This window comes from Streptomyces sp. TP-A0874, from assembly GCF_001748085.1.
GTDB lineage: Bacteria > Actinomycetota > Actinomycetes > Streptomycetales > Streptomycetaceae > Streptomyces.
The window spans coordinates 184,234-202,995 of the sequence record NZ_BBZK01000007.1; the positions used below are offsets into that span (position 1 = coordinate 184,234).

Sequence of the window (18,762 nt, forward strand, 5' to 3'; positions counted from 1 at the left end):
CACGGACGAAACCCGCAGCGCAGCTCACTCGACGCGGGGGATCGACCGGATGTTTGCCCCGGCCGCCGCCCGGGGTACGATCCTGGGCCGCGATTGGTCAGCGCTCCGACCCGTATGGCACACTGTTCAGGTTGCTCGGTTGTGTGCCGATGCTGTACGCCTCCCACCGGGAGGACCGGAAGCGAGTCCCAGGTATTCGTCGTCCCATGCTGTGCGCCTCAGGCGCAGGGGCGGAAGTACGGGAATCTTCCGGGAAGTGTCAGCGGGGCGCCGACCAGACGCCCGGTGGGGTTCTTCCTCCCGGTTCCGTGGCCTCGGGCCGCATCCCTGGCAGGGAGATTCCGCGAGGAACGCCGTCACCGGGGGCGCGACACGCCCGACCGCGTGGGTCGGAGAAGAGCGCAACCCGCCGGGTCCCAGAGCGTGACGAGAGACAGGACTACGAAGTAGCCATGGCGGGACAGAAGATCCGCATCCGGCTCAAGGCCTACGACCACGAGGTCATCGACAACTCGGCGAAGAAGATCGTCGAGACGGTGACCAGGACTGGTGCGTCGGTCGCGGGCCCGGTGCCGCTGCCCACAGAGAAGAACGTGTACTGCGTCATCAAGTCGCCGCACAAGTACAAGGACTCGCGCGAGCACTTCGAGATGCGTACGCACAAGCGCCTCATCGACATCCTCGACCCCACGCCGAAGACGGTCGACTCGCTCATGCGTCTCGACCTGCCGGCGGGCGTCGACATCGAGATCAAGCTCTGAGGTGACGCGCGAGATGGCTAAGCAGATCAAGGGCGTCCTGGGCGAGAAGCTCGGCATGACGCAGGTGTGGGACGAGAACAACCGCGTCGTCCCGGTCACCGTCGTCAAGGCCGGGCCCTGCGTCGTCACCCAGGTCCGTACCGATGACAGGGACGGCTACGACGCCGTCCAGATCGCCTTCGGCGAGATCGACCCGCGCAAGGTGAACAAGCCCCTCAAGGGCCACTTCGCCAAGGCCGACGTCACCCCGCGCCGCCACCTGGTGGAGCTGCGGACCGCCGACGCCGGCGAGTACACGCTCGGCCAGGAGATCTCCGCCGAGGTGTTCGACTCCGGCGTGAAGGTCGACGTGACCGGCACCAGCAAGGGCAAGGGCACCGCCGGTGTCATGAAGCGCCATGGCTTCGGTGGCCTCGGTGCCGCGCACGGCACCCACCGCAAGCACCGCTCGCCGGGCTCGATCGGTGGCTGCGCCACCCCGGGCCGTGTGTTCAAGGGCCTGCGCATGGCGGGCCGCATGGGCAACGAGCGGGTCACCACCCAGAACCTGACCGTCCATGCCGTTGACGCGGAGAAGGGTCTGCTCCTGATCAAGGGAGCGGTGCCCGGTCCGAACGGCGGCCTCGTCCTGGTCCGTACCGCGGCCAAGGGGGCCTGAGGTAACGATGAGCACCATTGACATCCTTTCGCCGGCAGGCGACAAGGCCGGGACCGTCGAGCTCCCCCCGGAGATCTTCGACGCGAAGGTCAGCATTCCGCTGATCCACCAGGTCGTCGTCGCCCAGCTGGCCGCTGCCCGCCAGGGCACGCACAAGACCAAGACCCGCGGCGAGGTCCGCGGTGGTGGCAAGAAGCCTTACCGCCAGAAGGGCACCGGCCGCGCCCGTCAGGGTTCGACCCGCGCCCCGCAGTTCGCCGGCGGTGGAGTGGTGCACGGACCGGTGCCGCGCGACTACTCGCAGCGGACCCCGAAGAAGATGAAGGCCGCCGCGCTCCGCGGTGCCCTCACCGACCGGGCGCGCCACAGCCGGGTCCACGTCGTCTCCGGCGTGGTCGACGGCGCGATCTCCACCAAGGCCGCGAAGACGCTGCTCGGCAAGATCAGTGAGCGGAAGAACGTGCTCCTGGTCGCCGACCGCGGTGACGAGGCCACCTGGCTGTCCACCCGTAACCTGCCCCAGGTCCGCATCCTGGAGCCCGGTCAGCTGAACACGTACGACGTGCTCGTCTCCGACGACGTGGTCTTCACCCAGGCCGCCTTTGAGTCCTTCGTGTCCGGCCCCAGGGCCAACGAGACCGCCGAAGGGAGCGAGGCCTGATGGCTACGCGTCACCCGAGCATTGCCTCCAAGGCAGCCAAGGCCGCCAAGGCCGCGCGCGTCGCGAAGGCGAGGCGCCACGCCGCCGAGGGCAAGAACACCGTCGAGACACCGGCGAGCAAGGCGTTCACGGAGCCCCGTGACGTCCTGGTCAAGCCGGTCGTTTCGGAGAAGAGCTACGCGCTGCTCGACGAGAACAAGTACACGTTCATCGTCGACCCGCGCGCCAACAAGACCCAGATCAAGCAGGCCGTGGAGACGGTCTTCTCGGTCAAGGTCACCGGGGTCAACACGATCAACCGGCAGGGCAAGCGCAAGCGGACCCGGACCGGTTACGGCAAGCGCAAGGACACCAAGCGCGCCATCGTGACCCTCGCCGAGGGCGACCGTATCGACATCTTCGGCGGCCCGGTCTCCTAAGGGAGTCCGAGTCGTCCGATATCGGACGAGGACTAAGAAATGGGTATCCGCAAGTACAAGCCGACGACTCCGGGCCGTCGTGGCTCCAGCGTCGCCGACTTCGTCGAGATCACGCGGTCCACGCCGGAGAAGTCGCTGGTCCGCCCGCTGCACAACAAGGGCGGCCGTAACAACACCGGTCGTGTGACCGTTCGCCACCAGGGCGGTGGCCACAAGCGCGCCTTCCGCGTGATCGACTTCCGTCGTCACGACAAGGACGGCGTGCCGGCCAAGGTCGCGCACATCGAGTACGACCCGAACCGCACCGCGCGCATCGCGCTCCTGCACTACGTGGACGGCGAGAAGCGCTACATCCTGGCGCCGGCCGGCCTCGGCCAGGGAGCGCGTGTCGAGAACGGCCCGGGGGCCGACATCAAGCCGGGGAACAACCTCCCGCTGCGTCACATCCCGGTCGGTACGACCATCCACGCCATCGAGCTGCGGCCCGGCGGCGGCGCGAAGATCGCCCGCTCGGCGGGTTCCTCCGTGCAGCTGCTGGCGAAGGAGGGCTCCTACGCCCACCTCCGCATGCCCTCCGGCGAGGTCCGCCTGGTCGACGTCCGCTGCCGCGCCACCGTCGGCGAGGTCGGCAACGCCGAGCAGTCGAACATCAGCTGGGGCAAGGCCGGCCGTATGCGCTGGAAGGGTGTCCGCCCGGGCGTCCGCGGTGTGGCCATGAACCCCGTCGACCACCCGCACGGTGGTGGTGAGGGCAAGAGCTCCGGTGGTCGCCACCCGGTCTCGCCCTGGGGTCAGAAGGAGGGTCGTACTCGCTCGCCGAAGAAGGCCAGCAACAAGTACATCGTCCGCCGCCGCAAGACGAACAAGAAGCGCTAGGAGCGGGTTCAGATGCCGCGCAGTCTCAAGAAGGGACCCTTCGTCGACGACCACCTGATCAAGAAGGTGGACACGCAGAACGACGCAGGTTCCAAGAACGTCATCAAGACCTGGTCCCGCCGCTCCATGATCGTCCCGGCCATGCTCGGCCACACGATCGCGGTGCACGACGGCCGCAAGCACGTCCCGGTGTTCATCACCGAGTCGATGGTCGGCCACAAGCTCGGCGAGTTTGCGCCGACCCGCACCTTCCGCGGCCACGAGAAGGACGACCGCAAGTCGCGGCGTCGTTGATCGGCGGAGTGCGAAGACTATGACTGACACCGAAGGGACAACCATGGAAGCCAGGGCCCAGGCGCGGTACATCCGCGTCACGCCCATGAAGGCCCGCCGCGTGGTGGACCTCATCCGTGGCATGAGCGCCACGGAGGCTCAGGCGGTCCTGCGTTTCGCCCCGCAGGCCGCGAGCGTGCCGGTGGGCAAGGTGCTCGACAGTGCCATTGCCAACGCCGCCCACAACTACGACCACACCGATGCCGACAGCCTCGTCATCTCCGAGGCGTACGTCGACGAGGGCCCGACCCTGAAGCGGTTCCGTCCGCGTGCGCAGGGTCGCGCCTACCGGATCCGCAAGCGGACCAGCCACATCACCGTGGTCGTCAGCAGCAAGGAAGGAACCCGGTAATGGGCCAGAAGGTAAACCCGCACGGGTTCCGGCTCGGGGTCACCACCGACTTCAAGTCCCGGTGGTACGCCGACAAGCTGTACAAGGACTACGTCAAGGAAGACGTCGCCATCCGCCGGATGATGACGAAGGGCATGGAGCGGGCCGGGATCTCCAAGGTGGAGATCGAGCGCACCCGTGAGCGTGTCCGCGTCGACATCCACACCGCCCGGCCGGGCATCGTCATCGGCCGTCGCGGCGCGGAGGCCGACCGCATCCGCGGCGAGCTGGAGAAGCTCACCGGCAAGCAGGTCCAGCTGAACATCCTCGAGGTCAAGAACCCCGAGACCGATGCCCAGCTGGTCGCGCAGGCCGTCGCCGAGCAGCTCTCCTCCCGGGTCTCCTTCCGTCGCGCCATGCGCAAGAGCATGCAGTCGACCATGAAGGCCGGGGCCAAGGGCATCAAGATCCAGTGCGGTGGCCGTCTCGGCGGCGCCGAGATGTCCCGCTCGGAGTTCTACCGTGAGGGCCGGGTGCCCCTGCACACCCTGCGGGCCAACGTCGACTACGGCTTCTTCGAGGCCCGGACGACCTTCGGCCGGATCGGTGTGAAGGTCTGGATCTACAAGGGCGACGTCAAGAACATCGCCGAGGTTCGCGCCGAGAACGCCGCGGCCCGCGCCGGCAACCGCCCCTCCCGGGGCGAGCGCCCGGCCCGTGGCCGTGGTGGCGAGCGCCGCGGCGGCCGCCGTCAGCAGCCGGCCGCTGCCGAGGCCCCCAAGGCCGAGGCGCGCGCCGCTGCCGCTCCGGCGGCCGAGGCAGGAACCTCTCAGAGCGCCGGAACGGAGGCCTGACCGTCATGCTGATCCCCCGTAGGGTCAAGCACCGCAAGCAGCACCACCCGAAGCGCAACGGCATGGCCAAGGGCGGTACCGAGCTTGCGTTCGGCGAGTACGGCATCCAGGCGGTCACCCCGGCCTACGTGACCAACCGCCAGATCGAGTCCGCTCGTATCGCCATGACCCGCCACATCAAGCGTGGCGGCAAGGTCTGGATCAACATCTACCCGGACCGCCCGCTGACCAAGAAGCCCGCCGAGACCCGCATGGGTTCCGGTAAGGGCTCGCCGGAGTGGTGGGTCGCGAACGTGAAGCCCGGCCGGGTGATGTTCGAGCTGTCCTACCCGAACGAGAAGGTGGCTCGGGAGGCGCTGACACGCGCCGCCCACAAGCTTCCGATGAAGTGCCGGATCGTCCGGCGCGAGGCAGGTGAGTCGTGATGGCGGCCGGAACCACGGCGTCCGAGCTGCGCGAGCTGAACAACGAGGACCTCGTTGCGAAGCTGCGTGAGGCCAAGGAGGAGCTGTTCAACCTCCGCTTCCAGGCGGCGACCGGACAGCTCGAGAACCACGGCCGGCTGAAGGCCGTCCGCAAGGACATCGCCCGGATCTACACCCTGATGCGGGAGCGCGAGCTCGGCATCGAATCGGTGGAGAGCGCCTGATGAGCGAGACGAATGTGACTGAGACAAAGAACCAGCGCGGCTTCCGCAAGACCCGCGAGGGCCTCGTCGTCGGCGACAAGATGGACAAGACCGTCGTCGTCGCCGTCGAGGACCGCGTCAAGCACGCGCTGTACGGCAAGGTCATCCGCCGTACCAACAAGCTCAAGGCGCACGACGAGCAGAACGCCGCGGGTGTCGGCGACCGCGTCCTCCTGATGGAGACCCGGCCGCTGTCCGCGACCAAGCGCTGGCGCGTCGTCGAGATCCTCGAGAAGGCCAAGTAAGGCAATTCCCGCTAGGGGATTTCCGCCAGACAAAGCCTGAAGGTCCCTCCTTCAGGACGGTTCCGCCAGGCTCGGTGGGAGGGTGCGGCCAGCGCCCTCCCACCGGGAACCGGCAGACGATCAGGAGATAGACGTGATCCAGCAGGAGTCGCGACTGCGTGTCGCCGACAACACTGGCGCGAAGGAGATCCTTTGCGTCCGTGTTCTCGGCGGTTCGGGTCGCCGCTACGCGGGCATCGGCGATGTCATCGTCGCCACCGTGAAGGACGCGATCCCGGGCGGCAACGTGAAGAAGGGTGACGTCCTCAAGGCGGTCATCGTTCGCACCGTCAAGGAGCGGCGTCGCTCGGACGGCTCGTACATCCGCTTCGACGAGAACGCGGCCGTCATCCTCAAGAACGACGGTGACCCCCGGGGCACCCGTATCTTCGGCCCGGTGGGCCGCGAGCTGCGCGAGAAGAAGTTCATGAAGATCATCTCGCTGGCGCCGGAGGTGCTGTAGCCGATGAAGATCAAGAAGGGCGACCTGGTCCAGGTCATCACCGGCAAGGACAGGGGCAAGCAGGGCAAGGTCATCAAGGCCTTCCCGACCGAGTCCCGCGTCCTCGTCGAGGGTGTCAACCGGGTCAAGAAGCACACCAAGGCCGGTCAGAGCGCCCGTGGCTCGAAGACCGGTGGCATCGTGACGACCGAGGCCCCGATCCACGTGAGCAACGTTCAGCTCGTGGTGGAGAAGGACGGCAAGAAGGTCGTCACCCGGGTCGGCTACCGCTTCGACGACGAGGGCAACAAGATCCGCGTTGCCAGGCGGACCGGTGAGGACATCTGATGACTGCCACCACCACCAACGCACCGCGCCTCAAGCAGCGCTACCGGGACGAGATCGCCGGCAAGCTGCGTGACGAGTTCTCCTACGAGAACGTCATGCAGATCCCGGGGCTGACCAAGATCGTGGTCAACATGGGTGTGGGCGACGCCGCCCGCGACTCCAAGCTGATCGACGGGGCCGTCCGCGACCTCGCCACGATCACCGGTCAGAAGCCGTCCGTGACCAAGGCCCGCAAGTCGATCGCGCAGTTCAAGCTGCGCGAGGGACAGCCCATCGGCTGCCACGTCACCCTCCGGGGCGACCGGATGTGGGAGTTCCTGGACCGGCTGCTGTCCCTGGCGCTGCCGCGGATCCGTGACTTCCGCGGTCTGTCGCCGAAGCAGTTCGACGGCCGGGGCAACTACACCTTCGGTCTCACGGAGCAGGTCATGTTCCACGAGATCGACCAGGACAAGATCGACCGGGTCCGGGGCATGGACATCACCGTGGTCACCACGGCGACCAACGACGAAGAGGGCCGGGCCCTCCTGCGTCACCTCGGCTTCCCGTTCAAGGAGAACTGACCGTGGCGAAGAAGGCTCTGATCGCTAAGGCCGCTCGTAAGCCGAAGTTCGGCGTCCGCGGGTACACCCGCTGCCAGCGCTGCGGCCGGCCCCACTCCGTCTACCGCAAGTTCGGCCTCTGCCGCGTGTGCCTCCGTGAGATGGCCCACCGCGGCGAGCTGCCGGGCGTGACCAAGAGCTCCTGGTAGGACCCGCTCCGTCTGCCGCCGCCGGCTCCGGCCAGAAGCCGGGCCGGGGGCGGTGAGACGGGCGGGCCCCACCGGACTCTCGGTAAGCAAAGGGACGGCGAGCACCAGCCCGAGGCCCTCACGTAGGGTGGAAGGGTTGGGCGCTCGCCGCCCAAGGCCGTCCGCGGGTTCGACCCGCTATGACACTTACTACGCCGTAGGTCCCCCGCGCCGCACCCGTCCCGAACGTGAGTCTCGGGGAGAGGGACAGCGCACATAGGGAAACCCCGGCGAGAGAGGCCGAAGGCCATCATGACCATGACCGACCCGATCGCAGACATGTTGACCCGTCTGCGAAACGCAAACTCGGCTTACCACGACTCCGTCGTGATGCCGCACAGCAAGATCAAGTCGCACATCGCGGAGATCCTCCAGCAGGAGGGCTTCATCACCGGCTGGAAGACCGAGGACGCCGAGGTCGGCAAGAACCTCGTCCTCCAGCTGAAGTTCGGCCCGAACCGCGAGCGCTCGATCGCTGGCATCAAGCGGATCTCGAAGCCGGGGCTGCGGGTCTACGCAAAGTCCACCAACCTGCCGAGGGTGCTGGGCGGCCTGGGCGTGGCGATCATCTCCACGTCGCACGGACTGCTCACCGGTCAGCAGGCTGCAAAGAAGGGTGTGGGCGGGGAAGTCCTCGCCTACGTCTGGTAGTCGGGAAGGAGGAACAGCAATGTCGCGTATCGGCAAGCTCCCCATCCCGGTTCCCGCCGGTGTGGACGTCACCATCGATGGCCGCACGGTCCAGGTGAAGGGACCCAAGGGTTCCCTCTCCCACACCGTCGCCGCGCCCATCGACGTCGCGAGGAACGACGAGGGCGCCATCGAGGTGACCCGTCCGAACGACGAGCGTGAGAGCAGGGCCCTGCACGGCCTCTCCCGCACGCTGGTGGCCAACATGATCACCGGTGTGACCCAGGGATACAGCAAGGCGCTGGAGATCAGCGGTGTTGGTTACCGCGTCCAGGCGAAGGGTTCGAACCTCGAGTTCTCGCTGGGCTACAGCCACCCGATCGTCATCGAGGCCCCGGAGGGCATCAGCTTCAAGGTGGACTCGCCGACGAAGCTGAGTGTCGAGGGCATCGACAAGCAGAAGGTCGGCGAAGTCGCGGCGAACATCCGCAAGCTGCGGAAGCCCGACCCGTACAAGGCCAAGGGCGTCAAATACGCCGGCGAGGTCATCCGGCGCAAGGTCGGAAAGGCGGGTAAGTAAGCCATGGCATTCGGTGTGAAGATCGCCAAGGGCGACGCTCGGAAGCGGGCTGCCGCCAAGCGCCGTCACATCCGCGTCCGCAAGCGGATCTCCGGTACCGCGGAGCGTCCCCGCCTCGTGGTGACGCGCTCCAACCGCCACATGGTCGCCCAGGTTATCGACGACGTCGCGGGCCACACCATGGTCTCCGCGTCCACCCTGGACGTCTCCATCCGCGGTGGAGAGGCCGACAAGAGCGCCAAGGCCCAGCAGGTCGGCGCGCTGGTCGCCGAGCGTGCCAAGGCCGCAGGTGTCGAGGCGGTCGTGTTCGACCGCGGCGGCAACAAGTACGCCGGGCGGATCGCCGCTCTGGCAGACGCCGCCCGCGAGGCCGGGCTCAAGTTCTGAGCCGGTTCCGTCAGCAGCGGACGTAAACGAGAGAGGTAAATCCAATGGCTGGACCCCAGCGCCGCGGAAGCGGTGCCGGTGGCGGCGAGCGGCGGGACCGGAAGGGCCGCGACGGTGGCGCAGCCGCCGAGAAGACGGCTTACGTCGAGCGTGTCGTCGCGATCAATCGTGTCGCCAAGGTCGTGAAGGGTGGTCGTCGCTTCAGCTTCACCGCGCTGGTCGTGGTGGGCGACGGTGACGGCACCGTGGGTGTCGGTTACGGGAAGGCCAAGGAGGTGCCGGCCGCCATCGCCAAGGGTGTTGAGGAGGCCAAGAAGCACTTCTTCAAGGTCCCCCGGATCCAGGGCTCCATCCCGCACCCGATCCAGGGCGAGAAGGCCGCGGGCGTCGTCCTGCTCAAGCCCGCCTCGCCCGGTACCGGTGTGATCGCGGGTGGCCCGGTGCGCGCCGTGCTGGAGTGCGCGGGCATCCAGGACGTGCTGAGCAAGTCGCTCGGCTCGGCCAACCCGATCAACATCGTGCACGCCACGGTGGCGGCGCTCCGCGGGCTGCAGCGCCCGGAGGAGATCGCCGCCCGCCGCGGCCTGCCGCTGGAGGACGTCGCCCCCGCCGCGATGCTGCGGGCGCGTGCCGGGGCGGGTGTGTGATGGCCCGCCTGAAGATCACGCAGACGAAGTCCTTCATCGGGAGCAAGCAGAACCACCGCGACACGCTGCGTTCGCTCGGGCTCAAGGGCCTGAACGACGTGGTGGTCAAGGAGGACCGCCCCGAGTTCCGTGGCATGGCGAACACCGTGCGGCACCTCGTGACGGTCGAGGAGGTCGACTGACATGGCGGAGCAGAACCCGCTGAAGCTCCACAACCTCCGGCCCGCCCCGGGCGCCAAGACCGCCAAGACCCGGGTGGGTCGTGGTGAGGCGTCCAAGGGCAAGACCGCCGGTCGTGGCACCAAGGGAACCAAGGCCCGCTACCAGGTTCCGGAGCGCTTCGAGGGTGGGCAGATGCCCCTCCACATGCGTCTCCCGAAGCTCAAGGGTTTCAAGAACCCGTTCCGTACCGAGTACCAGGTGGTGAACCTGGACAAGCTCGCCGCGCTCTACCCCGAGGGTGGCGAGGTCACGGTGGCCGATCTGGTCGCCAAGGGTGCGGTGCGCAAGAACGAGCTGGTCAAGGTGCTCGGCCAGGGTGAGCTCACCGTGGCGCTGCAGGTGACGGTGGATGCCGTCTCCGGCTCCGCCAAGGAGAAGATCACCGCTGCCGGCGGTACCGTGACCGAGCTCGTCTGAGTTCGTCCGGGCCTGACGATGTGACCGACCGGGGATGTCCCACAGGGGCATCCCCGGTCGGTCGTTCCGTCAGTAGCACCGTCGCCGGTAAGGTGGCGGACGCTGTTCTCTTCCGCGCGGGCGCCATCCGCGTGGTATATGACCGATTCGTATTCGTCGATCCTCAAGACCGTCACCTCTCGCGACTGACGCGGGGGGCGCAGGAGGCACCGTGCTCACCGCGTTCGCCCGGGCGTTCAAGACGCCCGACCTGCGCAAGAAGCTGCTGTTCACGTTGGGCATCATCGTGCTCTTCCGGCTCGGGGCGCACATTCCGATCCCCGGGGTCAGCTACGTCAACGTCAATTACTGCATGAACGCCGCGAAGGGCGAGACCGGCGACCTCTTCGGCCTGGTCAACATGTTCAGCGGTGGTGCACTGTTGCAGCTGACCGTCTTCGCGCTCGGCATCATGCCCTACATCACCGCCAGCATCATCCTGCAGCTCCTCACCGTGGTGATCCCGCGGCTGGAGGCGTTGAAGAAGGAAGGGCAGTCGGGTACTGCGAAGATCACGCAGTACACCCGTTACCTGACGGTGGCTCTCGCCGTGCTCCAGGGCACCGGCCTGGTGGCCACCGCCCGCAGCGGTTCGCTCTTCCCGAACTGCGACCGCGCCGGCCAGATCGTGCCCAACACCTCCATCTTCACCACGGTCACCATGGTCATCACGATGACCGCGGGCACCGCGCTGGTGATGTGGCTGGGCGAACTGATCACCGACCGCGGTATCGGCAACGGCATGTCGATCCTGATGTTCATCGCGATCGCGGCCGGTTTCCCCGGTGCGCTGTGGGCCATCAAGCAGCAGGGCAAGATCGCCGACGGTTGGGTCGAGTTCGGTGCGGTGATCCTCGTCGGTCTGGCGATCGTCGGCCTGGTCGTCTTCGTCGAGCAGGCGCAGCGGCGCATCCCGGTGCAGTACGCGAAGCGGATGATCGGGCGCAGGTCCTACGGCGGCACCTCCACCTACATCCCGCTGAAGGTCAACCAGGCGGGTGTGATCCCCGTGATCTTCGCCTCATCGCTGCTCTACATCCCGGCGCTACTGGTGCAGTTCAGCGGTTCCCAGGCGGGCTGGGCCACCTGGATCCAGGAGCACTTCGTCAAGGGTGACCACCCGGTCTACATCACCACGTACTTCCTGCTGATCGTGTTCTTCGCGTTCTTCTATGTGGCGATCTCGTTCAACCCCGAGGAAGTCGCCGACAACATGAAGAAGTATGGTGGATTCATCCCGGGAATCCGGGCTGGTCGCCCCACTGCTGAGTACCTGAGTTACGTGCTCAACAGGATCACGTGGCCAGGATCGCTGTATCTGGGCTTGATCGCGCTGGTGCCAACGGTGGCACTGGTGCTGTTCAGCGCGAACCAGAACTTCCCGTTCGGCGGGACGAGCATCCTCATCATCGTGGGTGTCGGGCTGGAGACCGTGAAGCAGATCGAGAGCCAGCTTCAGCAGCGTAACTACGAAGGGTTCCTCCGCTGATGCGAATCGTCCTCGTCGGTCCTCCGGGAGCCGGCAAGGGAACGCAGGCCGCGTACCTTGCCGAGAACCTGTCGATCCCGCATGTCTCCACCGGTGATCTGTTCCGTGCCAACATCGGCCAGGGCACCGCCCTCGGCAAACAGGCGCAGGAGTACATGAACGCCGGCGAGCTGGTACCGGACGAGGTCACCATCGGGATGGCGAAGGACCGGCTCGACCAGCCCGACGCCGCCGAGGGCTTCCTGCTCGACGGGTTCCCGCGGAACCTGGCGCAGGCCGAGGCGCTCGACCAGATCCTCGCCGAGCGCGGGGCCCACCTGGACGGCGTGCTCGATCTTGAGATCCCCGAGGACCAGGTGGTCCAGCGGATCGCCGGCCGGCGTACCTGCCGTACGGACTCCGCGCACACCTTCCACGTCGACCACAAGCGGCCGCAGGTCGCCGGTCGGTGCGACGAGTGCGGCGGTGAGCTGTACCAGCGGGCCGACGACAGCGAGGAGACGGTCCGGAAGCGGCTGGAGGTCTACCACCGCGAGACCGAGCCGATCATCGGCTTCTACCAGGCCAAGGGCCTGGTGGTGACGATCTCGGCGATGGGCAGGGTCGCCGAGGTCACCGAGCGGGCCATGGACGCGCTGCGGACCAAGGCCGCCTGAGCGAGAGCAGTCGACGACGCGGTACGGCCGCGGTGCCTGCGTCGGGCACCGCGGCCGTACCGCTGTCGTGACGGTGGGCCGCCCCGGGCCGCTGGGAACCCGCGCAACACAATCGGAACCGATACGAGAGAAGGCTGGCGAGCCCCGATGGTGGAGATCAAGACTCCGGAACAGATCGCGAAGATGCGTGAGGCCGGGCTGGTCGTCGCGCGGGTGCACGAGGCCTGCCGCGCCGCGGCCGTGCCGGGGGCCACCACCAAGGACCTGGACGACGCCGCCCGGCAGGTGCTCTCCGACCACGGGGCGAAGTCCAACTTCCTGGGCTACGGCGGCTTCCCGGCCACCATCTGCACCTCGGTCAACGACGTGGTGGTGCACGGCATCCCGGACACCCGGACCGTGCTCAGGGACGGCGACATCATCTCCATCGACGCCGGCGCGATCGTCGAGGGCTGGCACGGGGACGCTGCGATCACCGCCTTCGTCGGCGAGGGCCACGGCCCGGAGCTGCACGAGCTCAGCCGGGTGACCGAGGAGTCCATGTGGGCCGGGATCGCGGCGGTGAAGCAGGGCAACCGGCTGGTCGACATCTCCCGGGCGATCGAGAGTTACATCCGGCGGCAGCCGCGTCCCAGCACCGGGAAGTACGGGATCGTCGAGGACTACGGCGGGCACGGCATCGGCTCCCAGATGCACATGGACCCGCATCTGCTGAACTACGTGGACCGGCGGCGCGGCCGCGGGCCCAAGCTGGTGCCCGGTTTCTGCATCGCGATCGAGCCGATGGTCAGCCTGGGGACTCCGCGGACGCACGTCCTGGAGGACGACTGGACGGTCAAGACCGACGACGGCAGCTGGAGCAGCCACTGGGAGCACTCGGTCGCGCTGACCGAGGAGGGCCCGCTGGTCCTGACCGCGGTCGACGGGGGCCGGGCGAAGCTCGCCGAACTCGGGGTCACCGCGGCCCCCGACCCGCTGGGCTGACCCGCTCCGGATCGGTAGGCGGCCGGTTCCGCCGGGTACCCGTTGGGGGAAGGGCGCTTAAGGATCTCCGGCGGTGGGAAACATCCCTGATTCGTCATTCCAGAGGTCGTCGCGTAGACTTACGCTTCGGCTCTCGCCTGCCCGTGCGCTCTTCCGGTGGGTTCAGTACATCTGTACGTCCGGATCTTCCCAGTCGTGCGGGGATCACGTCGGGAGTCGACCAAGGTAGCCGATTCGAAAGGCGAAGCGTGGCCAAGAAGCAAGGTGCCATCGAGATCGAGGGCACCGTGATCGAGTCTCTGCCGAACGCGATGTTCAAGGTGGAACTCCAGAACGGTCACAAGGTCCTCGCGCACATCAGCGGGAAGATGCGGATGCACTACATCCGGATCCTCCCGGACGACCGGGTCGTGGTGGAGCTCTCCCCCTACGACCTGACGCGCGGCCGGATCGTCTACCGCTACAAGTAGATCGCCGTCGCCCCGCTCCGCGGAGCCGCGGCATGACCCGGAGAACCTCACATCCCATGAAGGTCAAGCCGAGCGTCAAGAAGATCTGCGACAAGTGCAAGGTGATCCGCCGTCACGGCCGGGTCATGGTCATCTGCGACAACCTGCGCCACAAGCAGCGCCAGGGCTGAAGCAGGACCTGCACCCGCAGTTCTTCGCGCGACGCACGATACGTACATACGCAGTCACCCGTCCCCGCGTCCGCGCGGGGATGACACCCCCGGAGGAGGCCGGGGACCTGGCTCACGGCCGGCGACGGCCGGACCGGGAGAGGTGCTGCGGAAGACCTCCGAAAGCGATCAGGAGCCAATAGATGGCACGCCTTGAAGGCGTCGACCTCCCGCGCGACAAGCGCGTCGAGGTCGCCCTCACCTATGTCTTCGGCATCGGGCGCACCCGTGCCCAGGAGACCCTGGCGAAGACCGGTGTGAGCCCGGACACCAGGGTCCGCGACCTCACCGAAGACGACCTGCTGCAGATCCGCAACTACGTCGAGGCCAACTTCAAGACCGAGGGTGACCTCCGTCGCGAGATCCAGGCCGACATCCGTCGCAAGGTCGAGATCGGCTGCTACCAGGGGCTGCGGCACCGCCGCGGTCTGCCGGTGCACGGCCAGCGCACCCACACCAACGCCCGTACCCGCAAGGGTCCGCGTCGCGCGATCGCCGGCAAGAAGAAGCCGGGCAAGAAGTAGTCCTCACCGGGCGCTGTGCGGGCCTCCTGACGAACCCACGGAAATCCGCACGCCAACGCGGTCCGCGTGTAGGACCGACCACCTCCACAGGAGTTTCGAAGTATGCCTCCGAAGAGCCGTACGGCGGGCACCAAGAAGGTGCGCCGCAAGGAGAAGAAGAACGTCGCCCACGGGCACGCTCACATCAAGAGCACGTTCAACAACACCATCGTCTCGATCACCGACCCCACGGGCAACGTGATCTCCTGGGCCTCGGCCGGCCACGTCGGCTTCAAGGGCTCGCGCAAGTCCACCCCGTACGCCGCGCAGATGGCCGCCGAGTCGGCCGCCCGTCGGGCGCAGGAGCACGGCATGCGCAAGGTCGACGTCTTCGTCAAGGGCCCGGGTTCCGGTCGGGAGACCGCGATCCGCTCCCTCCAGGCCACCGGCCTGGAAGTGGGCTCGATCCAGGACGTCACCCCCACCCCGCACAACGGATGCCGCCCGCCCAAGCGCCGCCGCGTCTGATTCAGCTGAAGTAGGAGACAAGACAAAATGGCGCGTTACACCGGGGCCGACTGCAAGCGTTGCCGTCGGGAGAAGCAGAAGCTCTTCCTCAAGGGGAGCAAGTGCGAGAGCGCGAAGTGCCCGATCGAGATCCGTCCTTACCCCCCGGGTGAGCACGGTCGCGGGCGCACCAAGGACAGCGAGTACCTGCTGCAGAAGCGCGAGAAGCAGAAGGCCGCTCGTATCTACGGTGTCCTTGAGAAGCAGTTCCGGGGTTACTTCGAGGAGGCGAACCGCAAGCAGGGCAAGACCGGCGAGAACCTGCTGCGCATCCTCGAGACCCGACTGGACAACGTGGTCTACCGGGCGGGCTTCGCCAAGTCCCGCGACCACGCCCGTCAGCTGGTCAAGCACGGTCACATCCAGGTCAACGGACGCAAGACCGACATCCCGTCGGCCCGGGTGTCCGTGAACGACATCATCGAGGTCCGCAAGGGCTCCCTCGAGCTGACCCCGTTCGTGGTCGCTCGTGCGGAGGCCGGCGAGCGCACCGTTCCGGCCTGGCTCGAGGCCGTGCCGGCGAAGATGCGCATCCTCGTGCACAGCATGCCGGAGCGCCAGGCGATCGACACCCAGGTGCAGGAGCAGCTGATCGTCGAGCTCTACTCCAAGTAACCATTACCTGGCAGTAGGAAGCGGCAAGGCGGGCGGTGCGGTCCACTCGGGCCGTACCGCCCGTATCCTTGGAGCATCGTGCGCGGGCGCGACCGTCCGCGCACCCGGGGCCGGGGTATTCCACCGCGGCGCCGACACGGGCCGAGAGCCCACGAGTCCGGCATCAAATAGCGGGTGCCGAAGACTGAAGGAGTTCATTTCATGCTGATCGCTCAGCGCCCGTCGCTGACCGAAGAGGTCGTCGACGAATACCGCTCCCGGTTCGTGATCGAGCCGCTGGAGCCCGGCTTCGGCTACACCCTGGGCAACTCGCTCCGGCGTACGCTGCTCTCCTCCATCCCCGGAGCGGCCGTCACCAGCATCCGGATCGACGGGGTGCTGCACGAGTTCAGCACCGTGCCGGGCGTCAAGGAGGACGTCACCGACCTCATCCTCAACATCAAGCAGCTGGTCGTCTCCTCGGAGCACGACGAGCCGGTCGTGATGTACCTGCGCAAGCAGGGCCCGGGTGCGGTCACCGCGGCGGACATCGCGCCGCCCGCCGGTGTCGAGGTCCACAACCCGGACCTGCTCCTCGCCACCCTCAACGGCAAGGGCAAGCTGGAGATGGAGCTGACCGTCGAGCGTGGCCGCGGCTACGTCTCCGCGGTGCAGAACAAGCAGGTGGGCCAGGAGATCGGCCGGATCCCGGTGGACTCCATCTACAGCCCGGTGCTCAAGGTCACCTACAAGGTCGAGGCGACCCGTGTCGAGCAGCGCACCGACTTCGACAAGCTGATCGTCGACGTCGAGACCAAGCAGGCCATGCGGCCGCGGGACGCCATGGCGTCCGCGGGCAAGACCCTGGTGGAGCTCTTCGGCCTGGCGCGCGAGCTCAACATCGACGCCGAGGGCATCGACATGGGCCCGTCGCCGACGGACGCCGCGCTCGCGGCCGATCTGGCGCTGCCGATCGAGGAGCTGGAGCTCACCGTCCGGTCGTACAACTGCCTCAAGCGCGAGGGCATCCACTCGGTGGGCGAGCTGGTGGCTCGCAGCGAGGCGGACCTGCTCGACATCCGCAACTTCGGTGCGAAGTCGATCGACGAGGTCAAGGCGAAGCTGGCCGGCATGGGCCTGGCGCTCAAGGACAGCCCTCCCGGATTCGACCCCACCGCCGCGGCTGACGCCTTCGGGGCCGAGGACGACTCGGACTCGGGCTTCGTGGAGACCGAGCAGTACTGAGCCGACCGCGGTCGGCCATGAACCTCCGGCGGGCACACGCTCGCTCGGAAACTGACACCGGTACCTGATACGGCCGGTGCAGATCACAAGGAGAAGTCACTATGCCGAAGCCCGCCAAGGGCGCCCGGATGGGCGGCAGCCCCTCGCACGAGCGGATGATGCTGGCGAACCTCGCCACCTCGCTGTTCGAGCACGGGCGGATCACCACCACCGAGGCCAAGGCCCGTCGGCTGCGTCCGGTCGCCGAGCGCCTGATCACCAAGGCGAAGAAGGGTGACCTTCACAACCGCCGCCAGGTGCTGGCGACCATCCGGGACAAGGGGGTCGTGCACACCCTCTTCACCGAGATCGGCCCGCGCTACGAGAACCGGCCGGGTGGCTACACCCGGATCACCAAGATCGGCAGCCGTCGTGGCGACAACGCCCCGATGGCCGTCATCGAGCTGGTCGAGGCACTGACCGTGCAGCAGGAGGCGGTGGGCGAGGCCGAGGCCGCCACCAAGCGCTCGGCCAAGGACGCCGCCGGTGACGCGGCGCTCGCGGACCTCAAGAAGGACGAGGCCGCCGAGGCTCCCGCGGCCGATGAGGACGCGGCTGAGCAGAAGGACGCCTGAGCAGGGTGTTCCCAGCCGGCGACGGCTGAACTCGACGGGCCCGCTCCGGATCATCCGGAGCGGGCCCGTTCGGCTGGAGACCCCTGGGCACCCCGCTTCGAGAGCATGGAGGAACGACCGGTGACCGACGACGTGGGGCCCGGGCTGGTACGGGTCCGCCTCGACCTGGCCTACGACGGCAAGGACTTCTCCGGCTGGGCGCGCCAGCGGGAGCGGCGGACCGTCCAGGGAGAGCTGGAGAGCGCGCTGCGGACGGTGCTCCGGCTGCCGGAGCCGGTGGAGCTGACGGTCGCCGGGCGTACCGATTCCGGGGTGCACGCGCGGGGGCAGGTCGCCCATGCGGACCTCCCCGCGGAGGTCTGGGCCGAGCACGGCGGGAAACTGCTGCGCCGGCTCGCCGGGAAGCTGCCGCAGGACATCCGGGTCCGGAAGGTCACCGAGGCCCCGCCGCACTTCGACGCCCGCTTCTCCGCGGTCTGGCGGCGTTATGCCTACCGGGTGAGCGACCACCCCGGCGGGGTGGATCCGATACGGCGCGGGCACGTGCTCTGGCACGATCGCCCGGTGGACGTCGAGCTGATGAACGCGGCGGCCGCCAGCCTGGTCGGGGAGCACGACTTCGCGGCCTACTGCAAGAAGCGGGAGGGCGCGACCACCATCCGGACCCTGCTCGACCTGCACTGGGAGCGGCCGGCCGCGGGCCTTGAGGACGCCGGCCTGGCCGTCGCCACGGTGCGGGCCGACGCCTTCTGCCACAACATGGTCCGCGCGCTGGTCGGGGCGCTGCTGCTGGTGGGGGACGGGCACCGGCCGGTCGCCTTCCCCGGTCAGGTGCTGGCCGGGCGGGTCCGCCACTCGGCGGTGAACGTCGTCCGGCCGCACGGGCTCACCCTGGAGGAGGTCGGCTACCCCCCGGACGACCGACTGGCGGCCCGGAACCTCGCGGCCCGGAACAGGCGGACGCTGCCCGGGGAACCGGACGGTGCGGCGGGGTGCTGTTGACCCGGGGCCGGTGCAGTCCCGCCGCGCTCCCCGGGGGCGGTGGGGGAGCGTCCGGGGCGGCG

32 protein-coding genes are annotated in these 18,762 nt (G+C 67.9%); all 32 read left to right on the forward strand.

Annotation, left to right across the window (positions count from 1 at the left end; genetic code table 11):
* The first annotated feature begins 452 nt into the window (after positions 1-452).
* Positions 453-761 carry a 30S ribosomal protein S10 gene (gene rpsJ, locus BGP73_RS13075; RefSeq protein WP_016473429.1) on the forward strand — a complete coding sequence of 103 codons (309 nt, stop codon included), beginning with the start codon at positions 453-455 and terminating at the stop codon, positions 759-761.
* Positions 762-774: 13 nt separating this feature from the next.
* On the forward strand, positions 775-1,419 hold the full coding sequence (gene rplC, locus BGP73_RS13080; RefSeq protein ID WP_069814502.1) for a 50S ribosomal protein L3: 645 nt from the start codon (positions 775-777) through the stop codon (positions 1,417-1,419).
* Between the two features lie 7 nt (positions 1,420-1,426).
* Positions 1,427-2,080: a 50S ribosomal protein L4 gene (gene rplD / locus BGP73_RS13085; protein WP_069814503.1), complete on the forward strand. Its 654-nt coding sequence runs from the start codon at positions 1,427-1,429 to the stop codon at positions 2,078-2,080.
* Complete coding sequence (gene rplW, locus BGP73_RS13090; protein ID WP_069814504.1) at positions 2,080-2,499, forward strand: 50S ribosomal protein L23; 420 nt, start codon at positions 2,080-2,082, stop codon at positions 2,497-2,499. The genes rplD and rplW overlap by 1 nt, the downstream gene beginning before the upstream one ends.
* A gap of 39 nt (positions 2,500-2,538) precedes the next feature.
* Positions 2,539-3,375 carry a 50S ribosomal protein L2 gene (rplB, locus tag BGP73_RS13095; protein ID WP_069814505.1) on the forward strand — a complete coding sequence of 279 codons (837 nt, stop codon included), beginning with the start codon at positions 2,539-2,541 and terminating at the stop codon, positions 3,373-3,375.
* Positions 3,376-3,387: 12 nt separating this feature from the next.
* A complete protein-coding gene (rpsS, locus tag BGP73_RS13100) occupies positions 3,388-3,669 on the forward strand; it encodes a 30S ribosomal protein S19 (protein WP_069814506.1) in 282 nt (93 codons plus the stop codon).
* A 43-nt stretch (positions 3,670-3,712) separates the two neighbouring features.
* Positions 3,713-4,060, forward strand: a complete 348-nt coding sequence (gene rplV / locus BGP73_RS13105) for a 50S ribosomal protein L22 (RefSeq protein ID WP_014054168.1) — start codon at positions 3,713-3,715, stop codon at positions 4,058-4,060.
* The gene (gene rpsC, locus BGP73_RS13110; protein WP_069814507.1) at positions 4,060-4,893 is read left to right on the forward strand and encodes a 30S ribosomal protein S3; all 834 of its coding nucleotides are present in this window, start codon (positions 4,060-4,062) and stop codon (positions 4,891-4,893) included. The genes rplV and rpsC overlap by 1 nt, the downstream gene beginning before the upstream one ends.
* A gap of 5 nt (positions 4,894-4,898) precedes the next feature.
* The gene (rplP, locus tag BGP73_RS13115; protein WP_069814508.1) at positions 4,899-5,318 is read left to right on the forward strand and encodes a 50S ribosomal protein L16; all 420 of its coding nucleotides are present in this window, start codon (positions 4,899-4,901) and stop codon (positions 5,316-5,318) included.
* Positions 5,318-5,542 (forward strand): 50S ribosomal protein L29, encoded by a 225-nt coding sequence (gene rpmC / locus BGP73_RS13120; RefSeq protein ID WP_069814509.1) that lies wholly within the window; start codon positions 5,318-5,320, stop codon positions 5,540-5,542. Before rplP ends, rpmC begins: the two co-directional genes overlap by 1 nt.
* Positions 5,542-5,826: a 30S ribosomal protein S17 gene (gene rpsQ, locus BGP73_RS13125; RefSeq protein ID WP_069814510.1), complete on the forward strand. Its 285-nt coding sequence runs from the start codon at positions 5,542-5,544 to the stop codon at positions 5,824-5,826. The genes rpmC and rpsQ overlap by 1 nt, the downstream gene beginning before the upstream one ends.
* Positions 5,827-5,959: 133 nt before the next feature.
* Entirely contained in the window at positions 5,960-6,328 is a 369-nt protein-coding gene (rplN, locus tag BGP73_RS13130; RefSeq protein ID WP_069814511.1) for a 50S ribosomal protein L14, read from the forward strand.
* 3 nt (positions 6,329-6,331) lie between these two features.
* Positions 6,332-6,655 carry a 50S ribosomal protein L24 gene (rplX, locus tag BGP73_RS13135; protein WP_069814512.1) on the forward strand — a complete coding sequence of 108 codons (324 nt, stop codon included), beginning with the start codon at positions 6,332-6,334 and terminating at the stop codon, positions 6,653-6,655.
* The gene (gene rplE / locus BGP73_RS13140) at positions 6,655-7,218 is read left to right on the forward strand and encodes a 50S ribosomal protein L5 (RefSeq protein ID WP_069814513.1); all 564 of its coding nucleotides are present in this window, start codon (positions 6,655-6,657) and stop codon (positions 7,216-7,218) included. Before rplX ends, rplE begins: the two co-directional genes overlap by 1 nt.
* A gap of 2 nt (positions 7,219-7,220) precedes the next feature.
* The gene (locus BGP73_RS13145) at positions 7,221-7,406 is read left to right on the forward strand and encodes a type Z 30S ribosomal protein S14 (RefSeq protein ID WP_003948630.1); all 186 of its coding nucleotides are present in this window, start codon (positions 7,221-7,223) and stop codon (positions 7,404-7,406) included.
* Between the two features lie 291 nt (positions 7,407-7,697).
* The gene (gene rpsH / locus BGP73_RS13150; RefSeq protein WP_069814514.1) at positions 7,698-8,096 is read left to right on the forward strand and encodes a 30S ribosomal protein S8; all 399 of its coding nucleotides are present in this window, start codon (positions 7,698-7,700) and stop codon (positions 8,094-8,096) included.
* A 19-nt stretch (positions 8,097-8,115) separates the two neighbouring features.
* The gene (rplF, locus tag BGP73_RS13155) at positions 8,116-8,655 is read left to right on the forward strand and encodes a 50S ribosomal protein L6 (protein ID WP_069814515.1); all 540 of its coding nucleotides are present in this window, start codon (positions 8,116-8,118) and stop codon (positions 8,653-8,655) included.
* Positions 8,656-8,658: 3 nt separating this feature from the next.
* Positions 8,659-9,042 (forward strand): 50S ribosomal protein L18, encoded by a 384-nt coding sequence (gene rplR, locus BGP73_RS13160; protein WP_069814516.1) that lies wholly within the window; start codon positions 8,659-8,661, stop codon positions 9,040-9,042.
* 44 nt (positions 9,043-9,086) lie between these two features.
* Complete coding sequence (gene rpsE / locus BGP73_RS13165; RefSeq protein ID WP_069814517.1) at positions 9,087-9,689, forward strand: 30S ribosomal protein S5; 603 nt, start codon at positions 9,087-9,089, stop codon at positions 9,687-9,689.
* Positions 9,689-9,871 (forward strand): 50S ribosomal protein L30, encoded by a 183-nt coding sequence (gene rpmD, locus BGP73_RS13170; protein ID WP_069814518.1) that lies wholly within the window; start codon positions 9,689-9,691, stop codon positions 9,869-9,871. Before rpsE ends, rpmD begins: the two co-directional genes overlap by 1 nt.
* Before the next feature lies 1 nt (position 9,872).
* A complete protein-coding gene (rplO, locus tag BGP73_RS13175) occupies positions 9,873-10,328 on the forward strand; it encodes a 50S ribosomal protein L15 (protein WP_069814519.1) in 456 nt (151 codons plus the stop codon).
* Between the two features lie 211 nt (positions 10,329-10,539).
* The gene (gene secY / locus BGP73_RS13180; RefSeq protein WP_069814520.1) at positions 10,540-11,856 is read left to right on the forward strand and encodes a preprotein translocase subunit SecY; all 1,317 of its coding nucleotides are present in this window, start codon (positions 10,540-10,542) and stop codon (positions 11,854-11,856) included.
* Positions 11,856-12,512: an adenylate kinase gene (locus BGP73_RS13185; protein WP_069814521.1), complete on the forward strand. Its 657-nt coding sequence runs from the start codon at positions 11,856-11,858 to the stop codon at positions 12,510-12,512. The genes secY and BGP73_RS13185 overlap by 1 nt, the downstream gene beginning before the upstream one ends.
* A 147-nt stretch (positions 12,513-12,659) precedes the next feature.
* Positions 12,660-13,496 (forward strand): type I methionyl aminopeptidase, encoded by an 837-nt coding sequence (gene map / locus BGP73_RS13190; protein WP_069814522.1) that lies wholly within the window; start codon positions 12,660-12,662, stop codon positions 13,494-13,496.
* A 248-nt stretch (positions 13,497-13,744) separates the two neighbouring features.
* Complete coding sequence (gene infA / locus BGP73_RS13195; RefSeq protein WP_003956442.1) at positions 13,745-13,966, forward strand: translation initiation factor IF-1; 222 nt, start codon at positions 13,745-13,747, stop codon at positions 13,964-13,966.
* Positions 13,967-14,022: 56 nt separating this feature from the next.
* On the forward strand, positions 14,023-14,136 hold the full coding sequence (gene rpmJ, locus BGP73_RS13200; protein WP_003956441.1) for a 50S ribosomal protein L36: 114 nt from the start codon (positions 14,023-14,025) through the stop codon (positions 14,134-14,136).
* A 182-nt stretch (positions 14,137-14,318) separates the two neighbouring features.
* Positions 14,319-14,699: a 30S ribosomal protein S13 gene (gene rpsM / locus BGP73_RS13205; protein ID WP_069814523.1), complete on the forward strand. Its 381-nt coding sequence runs from the start codon at positions 14,319-14,321 to the stop codon at positions 14,697-14,699.
* 102 nt (positions 14,700-14,801) lie between these two features.
* A complete protein-coding gene (rpsK, locus tag BGP73_RS13210) occupies positions 14,802-15,206 on the forward strand; it encodes a 30S ribosomal protein S11 (protein ID WP_069814524.1) in 405 nt (134 codons plus the stop codon).
* Between the two features lie 27 nt (positions 15,207-15,233).
* Entirely contained in the window at positions 15,234-15,860 is a 627-nt protein-coding gene (gene rpsD / locus BGP73_RS13215; protein ID WP_069814525.1) for a 30S ribosomal protein S4, read from the forward strand.
* A gap of 201 nt (positions 15,861-16,061) precedes the next feature.
* On the forward strand, positions 16,062-17,084 hold the full coding sequence (locus BGP73_RS13220; protein ID WP_069814526.1) for a DNA-directed RNA polymerase subunit alpha: 1,023 nt from the start codon (positions 16,062-16,064) through the stop codon (positions 17,082-17,084).
* Between the two features lie 101 nt (positions 17,085-17,185).
* Positions 17,186-17,698 (forward strand): 50S ribosomal protein L17, encoded by a 513-nt coding sequence (gene rplQ, locus BGP73_RS13225; protein ID WP_069814527.1) that lies wholly within the window; start codon positions 17,186-17,188, stop codon positions 17,696-17,698.
* A 105-nt stretch (positions 17,699-17,803) separates the two neighbouring features.
* Entirely contained in the window at positions 17,804-18,700 is an 897-nt protein-coding gene (truA, locus tag BGP73_RS13230) for a tRNA pseudouridine(38-40) synthase TruA (RefSeq protein ID WP_069814528.1), read from the forward strand.
* Positions 18,701-18,762: the final 62 nt, after the last annotated feature.